Origin of the sequence: Pseudomonas gessardii (assembly GCF_001983165.1) — a bacterium.
In the GTDB taxonomy this organism is placed as follows: domain Bacteria; phylum Pseudomonadota; class Gammaproteobacteria; order Pseudomonadales; family Pseudomonadaceae; genus Aquipseudomonas; species Aquipseudomonas gessardii.
Window position 1 is genome coordinate 51,023 of record NZ_MNPU01000023.1, and the last position, 14,487, is coordinate 65,509.

The 14,487-nt window shown below is 57.5% G+C and carries 11 protein-coding genes, 4 tRNA genes and 2 pseudogenes; 9 read left to right on the forward strand and 8 right to left on the reverse strand.

Annotated features, from left to right (window positions below):
• Window positions 1-4: 4 nt before the first annotated feature.
• Window positions 5-238, reverse strand: coding sequence for a PP0621 family protein (locus BLL38_RS16970; protein ID WP_057958399.1), 234 nt, complete (start codon window positions 236-238; stop codon window positions 5-7).
• A gap of 127 nt (window positions 239-365) precedes the next feature.
• On the reverse strand, window positions 366-1,391 hold the full coding sequence (locus tag BLL38_RS16975; protein ID WP_076963588.1) for an outer membrane protein assembly factor BamD: 1,026 nt from the start codon (window positions 1,389-1,391) through the stop codon (window positions 366-368).
• Window positions 1,392-1,540: 149 nt separating this feature from the next.
• On the opposite strand from BLL38_RS16975, the gene rluD reads away from it, so the two are divergent.
• The 7 genes from rluD (at window position 1,541) to BLL38_RS17010 (ending at window position 6,660) form a co-directional block, all read left to right on the forward strand.
• Window positions 1,541-2,503 (forward strand): 23S rRNA pseudouridine(1911/1915/1917) synthase RluD, encoded by a 963-nt coding sequence (gene rluD / locus BLL38_RS16980; RefSeq protein ID WP_029292014.1) that lies wholly within the window; start codon window positions 1,541-1,543, stop codon window positions 2,501-2,503.
• The gene (gene pgeF / locus BLL38_RS16985; protein ID WP_076963589.1) at window positions 2,500-3,225 is read left to right on the forward strand and encodes a peptidoglycan editing factor PgeF; all 726 of its coding nucleotides are present in this window, start codon (window positions 2,500-2,502) and stop codon (window positions 3,223-3,225) included. Before rluD ends, pgeF begins: the two co-directional genes overlap by 4 nt.
• Window positions 3,226-3,379: 154 nt before the next feature.
• Window positions 3,380-5,944 (forward strand): ATP-dependent chaperone ClpB, encoded by a 2,565-nt coding sequence (gene clpB, locus BLL38_RS16990; protein ID WP_076963590.1) that lies wholly within the window; start codon window positions 3,380-3,382, stop codon window positions 5,942-5,944.
• Window positions 5,945-6,244: 300 nt separating this feature from the next.
• Window positions 6,245-6,320 (forward strand) — tRNA-Asn (locus tag BLL38_RS16995).
• 9 nt (window positions 6,321-6,329) lie between these two features.
• A tRNA-Pro gene (locus BLL38_RS17000) sits at window positions 6,330-6,406 on the forward strand.
• Between the two features lie 5 nt (window positions 6,407-6,411).
• Window positions 6,412-6,487 (forward strand) — tRNA-Lys (locus tag BLL38_RS17005).
• 96 nt (window positions 6,488-6,583) lie between these two features.
• Window positions 6,584-6,660, forward strand: a tRNA-Pro gene (locus tag BLL38_RS17010).
• Between the two features lie 288 nt (window positions 6,661-6,948).
• Here the strand turns inward: BLL38_RS17010 and BLL38_RS17015 are convergent.
• Window positions 6,949-7,293 (reverse strand): annotated as a pseudogene (locus BLL38_RS17015) (site-specific integrase); the annotation flags it as partial.
• Between the two features lie 54 nt (window positions 7,294-7,347).
• On the opposite strand from BLL38_RS17015, the pseudogene BLL38_RS30620 reads away from it, so the two are divergent.
• Window positions 7,348-7,625, forward strand: a pseudogene (locus BLL38_RS30620) (IncC plasmid conjugative DNA transfer DtrJ family protein); the annotation flags it as partial.
• Between the two features lie 122 nt (window positions 7,626-7,747).
• A complete protein-coding gene (locus tag BLL38_RS17025) occupies window positions 7,748-8,932 on the forward strand; it encodes an O-antigen ligase family protein (protein ID WP_242627617.1) in 1,185 nt (394 codons plus the stop codon).
• A gap of 149 nt (window positions 8,933-9,081) precedes the next feature.
• On the opposite strand, the gene BLL38_RS17030 is transcribed toward BLL38_RS17025, so the two are convergent.
• From BLL38_RS17030 to BLL38_RS17055, 5 genes are all read right to left on the reverse strand, one after another.
• Window positions 9,082-9,966 carry a glycosyltransferase gene (locus tag BLL38_RS17030; RefSeq protein ID WP_076963591.1) on the reverse strand — a complete coding sequence of 295 codons (885 nt, stop codon included), beginning with the start codon at window positions 9,964-9,966 and terminating at the stop codon, window positions 9,082-9,084.
• Window positions 9,963-11,108: a glycosyltransferase gene (locus BLL38_RS17035; RefSeq protein ID WP_076963592.1), complete on the reverse strand. Its 1,146-nt coding sequence runs from the start codon at window positions 11,106-11,108 to the stop codon at window positions 9,963-9,965. Before BLL38_RS17035 ends, BLL38_RS17030 begins: the two co-directional genes overlap by 4 nt.
• 1,137 nt (window positions 11,109-12,245) lie before the next feature.
• Window positions 12,246-13,544 (reverse strand): NAD(P)/FAD-dependent oxidoreductase, encoded by a 1,299-nt coding sequence (locus tag BLL38_RS17045; protein WP_076963593.1) that lies wholly within the window; start codon window positions 13,542-13,544, stop codon window positions 12,246-12,248.
• A gap of 60 nt (window positions 13,545-13,604) precedes the next feature.
• Window positions 13,605-13,778, reverse strand: a complete 174-nt coding sequence (locus BLL38_RS17050) for a DUF3094 family protein (protein ID WP_076963594.1) — start codon at window positions 13,776-13,778, stop codon at window positions 13,605-13,607.
• A gap of 39 nt (window positions 13,779-13,817) precedes the next feature.
• Entirely contained in the window at window positions 13,818-14,447 is a 630-nt protein-coding gene (locus BLL38_RS17055) for a DUF1780 domain-containing protein (protein ID WP_029292005.1), read from the reverse strand.
• Window positions 14,448-14,487 lie beyond the last annotated feature (40 nt).

The window sequence follows — 14,487 nt, forward strand, 5'->3', positions numbered from 1 at the left end:
GTACTCAGCGCTCGATAGACTTCGGCCCCTGCTCCAGATGCGCCTGGGTGCAGTACCACTCCTGGCGCTGGCTCAATGCCCGGTCCTGAGGCAGATGCACGCCGCAGTGCGCACAGCGAACCATGGGCGCAGCGCCTTGTTCGCCGGGCTGTTGCTGCGTCGAAGCGGGGCGCTTGAACTTGCGCCAGAACCATACCGCAGCAGCAATCAGGGCAATCCAGAACAGTAAACGAACCATGGCAGGCAGCTTCTCGACAGGGAATCCGGCAGTTTAGCCAAAGGTATTGCCGGCGCACAGGGTAATAAAGTCGCGCCATAAAAAAAGGAGCCCTGGGGGGCTCCTTCTTGCGCTACCAGACGGGGCTTCAGTCAAAGACACCGAACGTCATGTAGCTGAACCACGAGCGATCCTGGTTGTTGCCCAGGGCTTCGGGGGCTTCTTCCTCGATCACGTCGCCGTTCTCGTTGTGCGGCTTGAGCTCGGACGGAATGGCGTCCTTGGCGTCCTGGTACTGCTTGAGGATGTCCTGGTTGGCGCGGGTTTCGCCCGGTGGCAGCGGTGGACGGGACTCGATCAGGCCCAGGGTGTACTTGCTCAACCACGAGCGGTTGTCCGCTTCGGCAACCTGCGGCACAAACTGGCCGTCTTGCAGGCTCGGGTGGTCCGGGTAGTTGAGTTTCAGGGTTTCCAGGCTAGTAGCCGCCAGGGTATCGAGGTGCAGGCGCTGGTAAGCCTCGGTCATCACGGCCAGGCCATCACCCACGGAAGGGGTTTCCTGGAAGTTTTCCACTACATAGCGGCCACGGTTGGCGGCGGCGACATAGGCCTGGCGCGTCAGGTAGTAGTGGGCCACGTGGATTTCGTAGGAAGCCAGCAGGTTGCGCAGGTAGATCATGCGCTGCTTGGCGTCCGGGGCGTAGCGGCTGTTGGGGAAGCGGCTGGTCAGCTGGGCGAACTCGTTATAGGAGTCGCGCGCGGCACCTGGGTCACGCTTGGTCATGTCCAGCGGCAGGAAGCGCGCCAGCAGGCCAACGTCCTGGTCAAACGAGGTCAGGCCCTTGAGGTAGTAGGCGTAGTCCACGTTCGGGTGCTGCGGGTGCAGGCGGATAAAACGCTCGGCAGCGGATTTTGCAGCTTCCGGCTCGGCGTTCTTGTAGTTCGCATAGATCAGTTCGAGCTGGGCCTGGTCGGCATAGCGGCCAAACGGATAGCGCGACTCCAGGGCCTTGAGCTTGGCCGTGGCACTTGTGTAGCTATTGTTGTCCAGGTCGGCCTGAGCCTGCTGGTACAGCTCGACTTCACTGAGGTTTTCGTCGACGACGTCCTTTGTTGACGAGCAAGCAGCAGTCATGGCGAGGATGGCGATCAGCAGCAGGTGTTTCACTTGCATGGCGGCTTGCGTCCCTATGACGGCCGCTGTCTTGGGCGGGGCCGTCCTGTTATGATGAGCGCCCCGATGAAAGCCTCGGGGCAAAAGACGCCGTATTTAACCACAAGCGCGCAGCCGAAACCAAAGGCTGTGCCACGCCTAGTCTGAGCATGTCCGATAAAATTGAACTTCGCGCAGAGGTGCCGTCCGAATTGGGCGGCCAACGCCTCGATCAAGTCGCCGCACAACTATTCGCTGAGCACTCGCGCTCGCGCCTTTCCGCCTGGATCAAAGACGGCCGCCTGACTGTGGATGGAGCGGTTATCCGCCCGCGAGACATAGTGCATGGCGGTTCGGTTCTTGAGCTGACTGCCGAGCAGGAAGCCCAGGGAGAATGGATCGCCCAGGACATCGAGCTGGATATCGTCTATGAAGACGACGACATCCTGGTGATCAACAAACCCGCAGGCCTGGTGGTTCACCCGGCGGCCGGGCACGCTGATGGCACCTTGCTCAATGCCTTGTTGCACCATGTGCCGGACATCATCAATGTCCCGCGCTGCGGCATCGTCCACCGCCTGGACAAGGACACTACCGGCCTGATGGTGGTGGCCAAGACCATCCAGGCGCAGACGCAGTTGGTCACACAATTGCAGAGCCGCAGTGTCAGCCGTATCTATGAGTGCATCGTGATTGGTGTGGTTGTAGCCGGTGGCAAAATCAATGCGCCTATCGGTCGCCACGGCCAGCAGCGCCAGCGCATGGCGGTGATGGAGGGTGGCAAGCAGGCCGTCAGCCACTACCGCGTGCTGGAGCGTTTCCGTTCCCATACCCATGTGCGGGTCAAGCTGGAAACCGGCCGTACCCACCAGATCCGGGTGCATATGGCGCATATCAACTTCCCGTTGGTCGGCGATCCGGCCTACGGTGGCCGCTTCCGTATTCCGCCGGCCGCCAGTGTGACCATGGTCGAATCGTTGAAATCGTTCCCGCGCCAGGCGCTGCATGCACGCTTCCTGGAGCTGGATCATCCGACGAGCGGTGAGCGGATGAGTTGGGAATCGCCACTGCCCGACGATTTTGTCTGGCTGCTGTCGCTGCTCAAGCAAGACCGCGAGGCCTTTGTCGGATGAATGGCTGGCTGATTCCTGACTGGCCTGCGCCGGCCGGGGTCAAAGCCTGCGTCACCACCCGTGCGGGCGGCGTCAGCCTGGCGCCGTTCGACAGCCTCAACTTAGGCGATCATGTCGAGGACAGCCCTGAGGCTGTACTGGAAAACCGTCGTCGCCTCACTGCCGCATTCGCTATCCAGCCGGCCTGGCTGCGCCAGGTCCATGGTGTGGTCGTGGTTGAGGCCGATCCGGGACAGATTGCCGAGGCGGATGGCAGTTGGACCGATACGCCCGGCATCGCCTGCACGGCGATGACCGCCGATTGCCTGCCGGCCTTGTTTTGCAACAAAGCCGGGACCCGGGTTGCCGCCGCCCATGCCGGCTGGCGTGGCCTGGCGGCGGGCGTGCTGGAAGCCGCCGCCGACAGCCTGGATGTTGCACCTGCCGACATACTGGTCTGGTTAGGTCCGGCGATCGGCCCAAAGGCCTTTGAAGTCGGTCCCGAAGTGCGTGAAGCCTTCATGCAGCAACTTGCGCAAACGGCCGAAGCCTTTGTGCCGAGCCACAACCCGGGCAAGTTCCTGGCCGACATCTACCAGTTGGCGCGCCTGCGCCTGGCTGCGCGGGGTATCACTGCCGTCTACGGTGGCGGTTTGTGCACCGTAACCGACCCACGCTTCTTTTCTTACCGGCGCAGCCCGCGCACCGGTCGATTTGCCTCCCTTATCTGGCTCGAACGCTAGACTCTGCTGATCCATATCAAGCATGGCCGGCTTGAATCTTCCAGAATCCACCCCATCTATAAGGGTATCTGGCAGGTTTCTTCATTCAGGATGCGTTAATCGCGAGCAAGCTCGCTCGTACCTAGCTCCGGCCTGCTCAAAAGGAAGGTGACTAATGCGTATTGATCGTTTAACCAGCAAATTACAATTGGCCTTATCGGATTCCCAATCCCTGGCGGTTGGCCTCGACCATCCGGCCATCGAGCCCGCGCACTTGATGCAGGCACTCCTCGAACAGCAGGGTGGTTCGATCAAGCCCCTGTTGATGCAGGTGGGCTTCGACGTCAACAGCCTGCGCAAGGAGTTGAGCAAAGAGCTCGACCAACTGCCGAAAATCCAGAATCCGACGGGCGACGTGAATATGTCCCAGGATTTGGCGCGCCTGCTCAACCAGGCCGATCGCCTGGCCCAGCAAAAGGGTGACCAGTTCATCTCCAGCGAACTGGTGCTGCTCGCCGCCATGGATGACAACAGCAAGCTCGGCAAGTTGTTGCTGGGCCAGGGTGTGAGCAAAAAGGCCCTGGAAAATGCCATCAACAACCTGCGCGGCGGCGAGGCGGTGAATGACCCCAACCATGAGGAGTCGCGCCAGGCCCTGGACAAATACACCGTTGACCTGACCAAGCGCGCCGAAGACGGCAAGTTGGACCCGGTGATCGGGCGTGACGATGAAATTCGTCGCACCATCCAGGTCCTGCAGCGTCGCACCAAGAACAACCCGGTGCTGATCGGTGAGCCTGGGGTGGGTAAAACCGCCATCGCCGAAGGCCTGGCCCAGCGCATCATTAATGGTGAAGTGCCGGACGGCCTCAAGGGCAAGCGCTTGCTGTCCCTGGACATGGGGGCGTTGATCGCCGGTGCCAAGTTCCGTGGCGAGTTTGAAGAGCGCCTCAAATCCCTGCTCAACGAGCTGTCGAAGCAGGAAGGGCAGATCATTCTGTTTATCGACGAACTGCACACCATGGTCGGCGCCGGTAAAGGCGAAGGTTCGATGGACGCCGGCAATATGCTCAAGCCGGCACTGGCCCGGGGTGAGTTGCATTGCGTCGGGGCCACCACGCTCAACGAGTACCGCCAGTACATTGAAAAGGACGCGGCCCTTGAGCGGCGCTTCCAGAAAGTCCTGGTGGAAGAGCCGAGCGAAGAAGACACCATTGCGATCCTGCGTGGCTTGAAAGAGCGCTATGAAGTCCACCACCGCGTGGCGATCACTGACGGCGCGATCATTGCGGCGGCCAAATTGAGCCATCGCTATATCACTGATCGTCAGTTGCCGGACAAGGCCATCGACCTGATCGACGAAGCGGCCAGCCGGATCCGCATGGAGATCGACTCCAAGCCTGAAGTGCTGGACCGTCTGGAGCGGCGCCTGATTCAACTGAAAGTCGAATCCCAGGCGCTGAAAAAAGAAGACGATGACGCGGCGAAGAAACGCCTGGAAAAACTCCAGGAAGAAATCCTGCGCCTGGAACGTGAGTATTCGGACCTGGAAGAAATCTGGACCTCGGAAAAAGCCGAAGTGCAGGGTTCCGCACAGATCCAGCAAAAGATCGAGCAGTCGCGCCAGGAACTGGAAGCTGCCCGGCGTAAAGGCGACCTGAACCGCATGGCCGAGTTACAGTACGGGGTGATCCCGGACCTGGAGCGCAGCCTGCAAATGGTTGACCAGCATGGCCACAGTGAAAACCAGTTGCTGCGCAGCAAGGTGACCGAGGAAGAAATTGCCGAGGTGGTGTCCAAGTGGACCGGTATTCCGGTGTCGAAGATGCTGGAGGGCGAGCGTGACAAACTGTTGCGTATGGAAAGCCTGTTGCACCAGCGCGTGATTGGTCAGGAAGAGGCCGTGGTGGCCGTGTCCAACGCGGTACGGCGTTCCCGGGCCGGGTTGTCCGACCCGAACCGCCCGAGCGGCTCGTTCATGTTCCTCGGCCCGACCGGTGTGGGTAAGACCGAGCTGTGCAAGGCCCTGGCCGAGTTCCTCTTTGATACTGAAGAGGCGATGGTGCGTATTGATATGTCCGAGTTCATGGAGAAACACTCCGTGGCGCGGTTGATCGGGGCGCCACCAGGCTACGTGGGCTACGAGGAAGGCGGCTACCTGACCGAAGCGGTACGGCGCAAGCCTTACTCGGTGATCCTCCTGGACGAGGTCGAGAAGGCCCACCCGGATGTGTTCAACGTGTTGCTGCAAGTGCTGGAAGATGGCCGGCTGACGGACAGCCACGGACGTACCGTGGACTTCCGTAATACGGTGATCGTGATGACCTCCAACCTGGGTTCGGTACAGATCCAGGAGATGGTCGGGGATCGTGAGGGCCAGCGTGCTGCAGTCATGGATGCGCTGACCAGCCACTTCCGCCCGGAATTTATCAACCGGGTCGATGAAGTGGTGATCTTCGAGCCTTTGGCGCGGGATCAGATCGCTGGCATCACCGAGATCCAGCTGGGCCGCCTGCGCAGCCGTCTGGCAGAGCGCGAGCTGATGCTGGAGCTGAGCAGCGAGGCCTTGGACAAGCTGATCGCCGTCGGCTACGACCCGGTGTATGGCGCACGGCCTTTGAAACGGGCGATCCAGCGCTGGATCGAGAACCCGCTGGCGCAACTGATCCTGTCGGGCAGCTTTGTGCCGGGGACCAGCGTCAAGGCCACGGTAGAAAACGACGAAATCGTCTTCCACTAAGCCCGGATTGGGTGGTTATAAGCAGAGGCCCCGCATTGCGGGGCCTTTTTTTTCGATAGGGCGTTGAACTGTAAGGCAAAGGCTTGTAAAGTGCGCCCCGCAGCAACGTCAGCCCACGGGTTTCTTCTCCCCAAGGAGAAATCAGAAAGAAGCGCAAATCATTGTCTTAAAAGCAATTTAAAGGGTTGACAGGGGTTTTTAAGATTGTAGAATAGCGCGCCTCAGAGACGCGAACGTAGCGATACGGACGGGCCGAAGAGAAGGTAGCAAGCAACACCGTAGTACTTTGAAATATGTAGTTCCGTGATAGCTCAGTCGGTAGAGCAAATGACTGTTAATCATTGGGTCCCAGGTTCGAGTCCTGGTCACGGAGCCAATTTCAAACCGGGGTATAGCGCAGTCCGGTAGCGCGCCTGCTTTGGGAGCAGGATGTCAGGAGTTCGAATCCCCTTACCCCGACCATATTTGGGTCGTTAGCTCAGTTGGTAGAGCAGTTGGCTTTTAACCAATTGGTCGTAGGTTCGAATCCCACACGACCCACCATTTTTGAGACCAGTTAACGCTGGAATCGAATCTTAAGATCAGAGGCCAAAAGTCCTGATCGAAGAAGGCGACTTGAAAAGGTCGCCTTTTTTTTACCGGGGTATAGCGCAGTCCGGTAGCGCGCCTGCTTTGGGAGCAGGATGTCAGGAGTTCGAATCCCCTTACCCCGACCATATTTCAATAAAAAAGGCACCTTGAGGGTGCCTTTTTTATTTTCGCGGCCTAAATAATACCGTTTGCCTGAAAAACTACAGCGAACAAGCTAAAACGCTTTTTTTGTAGTCAGCTGAAGGCCTCTAGTCAACCAGCATTCACTGTTACAGTGCGCATCAGCTTCAGAGTGTGTTATCGCGGGGCTAGAAAGAGTGGTGCAATGCCCGTCGAGTGCTCTGCTGTGGCGGCTTTCCTAAAGGTGTTGACGGCAAGCCCTTTGGAGATCAGTGCCTGTATAGGCTCTGATCTATTTGGCCTGCTGGCTGCTGCTTCAGGTCTGTGGCGATCGTGTGACTGAAGTGGTGAGGCGTCATTCGTACGCCGGTCTTATCGGTCAGCTTGCGATACATCGCCTGCACTTGGTCGATGTTCATCTCCTTACCGTGGTAGTGACGAGAGAATCTATTGACGTTAAACGGCTGGTCATTCGGCGAAAGTCCTATCTTTTTTGCTTCGTCGAGAAGTCTGGAGAGGTGTGGAGTGAGGCCCTCCATAATGGGTACTGAAAACTCGCGATACGTTTTTTCTGTTTCACCACGGATCAAGATCATTTGGTTGTCCCAGTCAATGTCCTTGTAACGCAGGCAGCTCAACTTCCTGTTGGGCGCCGTCCTCGTTGCCGGGTGATGATCAAATTTCAGGGTTAGGGCTTGGTCGCGCTCTACACCGTGCTGACCTCTCTGTGTATGGATGGTCATCCTGACACTGACGATTCCGCTTCCGCCACTGGCCTGGCTCCGGCCATGAATCAAGCTACCTGTATCACAAGGCACGCAAGACAATGATTCCGCTGACCGTCGTCCCCTGGACGGTGTACCTGGCCATCCCAATCAGCATCAGCCCACTGCTGATGCTGCTGCCATGTGCGGTGCTATTGAGTGTATCCGTATACATCACCGTCTCAAGCTTCAAAAAATATCTTTAAGGAAATATTTACTTGATCAGATTAGGAAAAAATTCCTACTTCTGATGAGTAGTGATTTCGGCGGCCTCTTACCCAGTTATGTATTAAGATAGCGATTATTTCCAATACGCTGGGAAACTCTAGTGCCAGGATCCAACTTACAGCAACCCTCAATACGCCTTCGGGCACATGATTTCATCGCCGGCCGCTGGCTAGTGCTCGGTTATCTGGTTTTACTCACTGGTTTGTTCTGGGTCGATAACGGCAGTCTCTATAAAAAACTCTATTACGTGCTGTTTGCAGCCCCAGCATTGCTGGGACTCATACTGAAGCCAGATCAGATAAGCGCTTTTCTGCGCGAGCCCGTGATACTCAGTTTTTTGGCATTAGCTGCCTGGACGCTTATCAGTGTGAGCTGGACGCGGGCCGATGGCGACGTCACCGGCCTAGTCAAACGACCTCTTTATGTTTTCATGCTTTTGACGGGCTGCACCCTGATAGCACTCAAGAGCGAAACCTTATTGCTGAAAACGCTACGCCTCGGTGCCGGTCTGGGCGCCCTGGCAGGGCTCATCAATGTCGCTTTGTTCCTACAGAATGGCACTCTTGGAGAAAGGCTGATTGGCACTGGAGCCTTACGCAATCCACTGCTTACATCTCACGTGTTGGGTTTTTTATGCACCTACTGGATTGCATCATGGTTATCGCGTAATGAGCGCCACGACTGGCTTCCAATACTCATGGTAGTACCGCTATTTGCAGCACTGCTTGCCACTGGCTCGAGAACACCATTGATGGGCATAACACTAACAAGTGTCTGGATGCTAGTTATGAGTAGAAAACGCACTACAATTCTGATCGGCACTTTGCTGATAGCAGCAGGCGCTGTATATCTGACCTTTCCGGAAGTACTGTTGAACCGTGGCACTTCTTATCGGCCTGAATTGTGGATCGATGCGTTACGCCAGGCAGGCCAACACCTTTGGTTTGGCGCAGGCTATGAGAGCCAGTTCATATTCAACATTCCAGGAGTCGGCTACCCACTGCATGACCCCCATAATATCGAACTTGCCGTCCTTCTTGAACTGGGGCTGGTCGGCCTCTGTTTATGGAGCCTGATGTATATATTTGCGCTTCTTCGCTGCTTGCGCCTACGTGCACAGCCGCACTTTCAGATCGCTTCAGCACTGTTGGTTTACGGGCTGTTCGCAGGGCTGACCGAGGGGGGGAGTTTTCTCTCGCGTCCTAATGAAAGCTGGTTCCTGATCTGGATACCGCTGGCTCTACTATGCGCTCTTTCCATTCGGTATAGGCAGTCACAAACATGAAGCGTATCGACCCTATACAACGGGCAGACTGCTCAAGGATGCCAAACTGGGTATAAGGTGGTCGCGGTAGGGATGGCAGTTACCCTCCACCCCTACCGCGACCAAACATCGTCGCACTTGCAGTGCAGCAAAGCACTCAAATGCAGATGTCAGGCTGCCCGCGTGAAACAGTAGCGCCAGAGCCCCTTGAGCGTCTTGAGATTGCGCGACCGCCAAGGGATTTGGGTCAGCAATTCACTTGCCAACGCTCTATCCTCGCTGGCGACTTTGGCAAACATCGCATTCAGATAGCGCAACCGAGTGGCTTCATAACCCGGATGATCCTCAAAACGTTTGTAGATTTCGAGTTCGGTTTCAATCATCAACCGGCGATTCTTGTAAGTATTGTTTCCGTGCACGCGATACAGGGCAAGCGACTCTTCCAGTATGTCGATGAAGTATCCGGCATGAGCGATGCGAAGCTCTACGTAATAATCCTCGATGCGAATGGATGGATCGAAACCACCAACCTTCTCGAGCGCCTCGCGACGAAACAGCAAGGTCGGGGCGGGCGGCCCAGGCTTGCGGTCCATGAACAGGTCATCGAAATCAAGCCGCCGAGCAGGGCGATAGCGCTGCTTCTTGTCAGGTAACAGCTTACTTTCGCCATCGATCAGGACGATACCACCAGCACAGATGCCGGTTTCAGGATGCTGCTCCATGAATGCAATCTGCAACGACAGACGTTCAGGGAGCATAAGATCATCCGACCCCAGCGGAGCGATATAGAGGCCTGCACTGCGGGCGATCATCTCGTTGAGCGTGGTACAGAGCCCCTTGTTCGCCTGCGGTAGGAAATGGAACCCAAGCTCCTCCTGCAGCCGCCGTATCACTGCAACGCTGTCGTCACGCGAACCATCATCGACCACCAACAGCTCGATGTTAGGGTAGTCTTGGGCATAGACGCTTCGGATGCTGGCTTCGATGAAGTCAGCATGGTTGTAGGAGGAAATCAGTACCGAAACCAGCGGCAAGCCGCTTTTAACCTCTGTCATTTAGACGCCTTTTCAACCGGCAGATCACCTTCAAGGAGTGCACGGTACTTGTTACGAAAACTCTCGATATCGTGCTCACGCCGCAGGTATTGGTAGGCACGCTCTCCATCTTCGGCGCGCCGGGCATCGCTGTCAGCGAGACAAGCACGCAGTTGTTCGGTCAACGCGGGCACATCGCCCGGCGCGAACGAGCGCCCTCCCGCCCCCTTCAGCAAGGGACGCATCGCTGGAATGTCAGATCCGAGCACTGGTAAACGACCACACATACCCTCCAGCAACGCAAGGCCCAGGCCCTCCTGCAGCGAGGGCATAGCGAAAACGTCAAAGGCCTTCACATAACGCATGGCATCTGGTCGAGTACCACAGAGATGTACACGCTCTTGCAAACCTAACTCGGCAATCAGTGCCACCAAGTTGTCAGCTTCGCGGCCGCCACCAATGATTGACAGATTTACGTTTGGATACTCGTCACTCAAGGCAGCGAATGAACGGATGAGGTACACATGCCCTTTGACAGGTACCAGCCGACCTATCGCTCCGATGATCAGCGCGTCGGATGGCAGCCCCAACGCTTGCCGTGCCTGCCCCCGTGGCAGTTGCAGAGATTCAGCCAGATCGATATCCAGGGCATTGGTTATCGAGACCGTATTGGATTTGGTAAAACCACAGCGCAGGGCAATCAGATAATCGGCTACAGCCGGTGAAACGCCGACGAAGCGCCAGCGCTCGTCGATTGCGCGCACGGCCTGCCAGCGCCGGTAGAAGCGGTCGTACTCACCAAAGCCGTGAGACACACCGATGCAGCGCGGGATGTGCAACGTTTTGTTGAGGTGCATGAACAGGTTAACGGTCTTGAAGCGGTGCAGCAGCACCACATCGAAGCTCTCTTCTCGGCAGAACGCCAGCAAGCGCCTGCGCACCTTGAGGCGTAAACCTCCCATGTCCCTTTTGGTGAATTCAAAGAACACCTGGCGTCGGCCGCAATGCTGAGTATCTTGCGCCGGTCGTCCTTCGAGATACGCGTTGACCACGTCGAAGCGTTCGGCTGGCAACCCTTGCAGAATCTGCTCACCCAGATCGGAGTTAGTATCCGCAGCGTTATAGTGAGTCTGCAGTTGCAAGATTTTCAGAACCTTAGGCATAACGTCGGCCCATCCTGAGACGAAGCGCCTTTCTTGCGTAGGATAATTTGTATGGCACGTGCCAATCACTTCTCACGGTTATGCAGTAGAACTGCTTGAGGTCTCTGGCCAGATAGGTACAGCGAAACAACAATGAAAGGCACAGCTTACGCAGCTCCTGCAGTGCCGCGGGCAATGCGCTTAGGCGAATACATGGCATCATGTGTAACCTCAGCCATCAGAACTCCTAGATAACCCAAATATCCTTCATGATCGCCTGGACATGCGAAAAGAATACTCTCATACCGTAGCTGAACGTTCTAGCGCTTCGCGTAGTAGCGCTGTCATTTTTCCACGTAGCATCCTGAAAGCCTGAGCCCAGCTCTGATCCAGTACCCCACCTCACTGTACTCACTTGCCGACTTGCCCTGACAGGTTCGATCGCACTTTTAGGATGCGGCCTGGAGGGCTACCTGACCCCAAGCCGGCGGGAGGATTCCCTCGCAGGGTGACGCGCTGGCAGGGGAAACCGATGGACCAGCCATTGTCACTCGGGTAGTGAGTGGATACTTCAATTACTACGCGGTACCAGGAAACTTGAAGCTACTGAGTGGCTTCAGGAAAGCCGTTTGCCGATATTGGCGCCAGGCTCTCCTACAATGTAACCAGCGGAATCGGCTGCAATAGTCTCGCTTCGGGTTGCTCACAAATCACTACAGACCCAGCCGAAAGAATGCACAGCCATACCCTGAGGATCGCTTCGCGTCACGTACCCGAGGCTGGGGCCGTATGCGTAGTTCCGCACGTACGGATCTGTGCGGCTGGTGGCGAGATCCTAGGTATCTACACATCTCTGATGTGCTGGTATTTGGGGTTGTGCTCTTGCAGCGCCATCCCTTCTGGGTCTTTAAAAAGCAGCCAAATACCGCCAGCGGTGGTCAGGTAAACCCTGACCCAAGGTTGCCAAAAGACCCAAGGTGGGAGCTGTCTCGCTCTGCGAGGCTGCGATGGCGGCGGCACTGCCAGCCTTTATGTCGTCTGACACACCGCTATCGCAGCCTCGCAGGGCGATACAGCTCCCACAACGGGGCGCGCATGCTTATAAGGTCGCCTCCTCGCTTTTTTTGACCTTAGTCGCCCCCACCCGGGACCGTATTGTCAGTGGAGCTTGAGCCGCGGCTCGGTGCCTCGGCCAATCTTGCTGCCCAGCATCAACATCATCGTGCGGAAGAACCCGTACAACGCCATCTGGTGCATGCGGTACAGCGACACATAAAACATCCGCGCCAGCCAGCCTTCGAGCATCACACTGCCGGTCAGGTTGCCCATCAAGTTACCCACAGCCGAAAAACGTGAGAGCGAGATCAGGGAGCCATAGTCGGTGTACTTGTAGCTGGGCAGTGCCTTGCCTTCGATGCGCAACTTCAGGGACTTGGCCAGCAGCGACGCCTGCTGGTGCGCCGCTTGCGCCCGTGGCGGAACATTGCGGTCGGTGCCGGGTTGCGGGCAGGCTGCGCAGTCACCGAAGGCGAAGATATTCTCGTCACGGGTGGTCTGCAGCGTTGGCAGCACCTGCAGTTGGTTGATGCGGTTGGTCTCCAGGCCGTCGATATCCTTGAGAAAGCCCGGTGCGCGAATCCCCGCAGCCCACACCTTGAGGCTGGCGGGAATCACCTGGCCACTGCTGGTAATCAGGCTCTCGGCGGTGACTTCGCTCACGGCCGAGTTGGTCATGACTGTCACCCCGAGCTTTTCCAGGGTTTTATGCACAGGCCCGCTGATCCGCTCTGGCAGGGCTGGCAATACCCGAGGGCCGGCTTCGATCAGGGTGATGTGCATGTTTTCCGGCTTGATCCGGTCCAGGCCATAGGCCGCCAGTTCGTGGGCGGCATTGTGCAGTTCGGCGGCCAGTTCGACTCCGGTGGCGCCGGCGCCAACGATTGCCACGCTAATCTGTTCCACCACATCGGTTTGCCCGGCGTGGGCGCGCAGGTAGTGGTTGAGCAATTGCTGGTGGAAACGTTCGGCCTGCTTGCGGGTATCGAGGAACAGGCAGTGCTGTGCCGCGCCTTCGGTACCGAAGTCGTTGGTGGTGCTGCCGACGGCAATCACCAGGGTGTCATAACCCAGCACGCGCGCGGGCACCAGCTCGCGGCCTTCTTCATCAAGGGTCGCGGCCAGCTGGATCTTCTTCTGTTCACGATCAAGCCCGCTCATGCGCCCCAGTTGGAACTCGAAGTGGTTCCATTTGGCCTGGGCAACATAATTGAGTTCGTCTTCAGAGGAGTTCAGCGAACCGGCGGCCACCTCATGCAACAGGGGCTTCCAGATGTGGGTCAGGTTGGTGTCTACCAGCGTGACACTGGCACTGCCGCGCTTGCCCAGGGTCTTACCCAGACGGGTAGCCAACTCCAGGCCGCCGGCGCCGCCGCCGACGATAATAATACGATGGGTCATGGGGGTATCTCGCAAGGCTAAAAGAAATCGGTGCGGTTACCCGAGCGAGCGCCAGGCAGCTCATAGCGTCAGGTAACTCAAAAGGCGGCTCAGAAAGCCCAGGGCAATCACCACAACCAGTACCACCCCAAGGAGCAGCCACGGCCGGAAAGGCTTGCGCTCAACCTGGTGCTGGGACAGTTGCAGGTACTCTTCGACATGTTGTTGGTCGTCAGGGTTCAGGCGGCTGGTCATAAAGGCCTCGTCAGGTAGACGTTGCTGAGGGGGATCACGTTACAGGCTGATACCCACGTCGAACACTATGCTGCGCCCCAGGTTGTTGCGCAAGAAATCCGGTGCGTCCGGGTGGGCGAATAACACCCGCGCAAAGGTCGGGCCGACCAATGACAGCGAGCGCCAGCCCTGGCGCAGGTATTCGGTGGGCGGTGGGAAATGGCTGTTGAGGTCCAGCACTTCGCGCTTGAGGCTGGCAAAGGCGATGATATCCAGCTCCCCCAGGTCCATGCCGCGCTCTTTGTAGTTATGGGCCTTCTTGCGCAAGGTCGGCGCCAGGCGCAGGAGGAACTCATGGGCAGGAATGCGCCTGGGCTTGGCCTCGCGTCGTACCAGTTGGCTCAGGGAAAAAGCACTGCGCCGGCGCAGCAGTTCGTCGCGCCATTCGTCATTCAGGCGGCGGCCTTCGTCGAGGACAAAAAACACCTCGAAACTGGCATCGCGAAACAGCACGTCCGGCGGTTCTTGACCGGCGGCATGAAACTCTTCGGCACGGTAGGGCACATTCAGGCCTTGCAGCAGGCGCTGGCAGACCCAACGCTCACGCTCCCATTTGCGGGCATTGGACAGGAACGCGTTGGCTTGTTCGGCCGCTATGGTGAGCAGGCGCAAATAATCTGAGTCATCCATGCTTGCAGCTTAGCGTTCAAATGATGACCGCAGGAAGTCC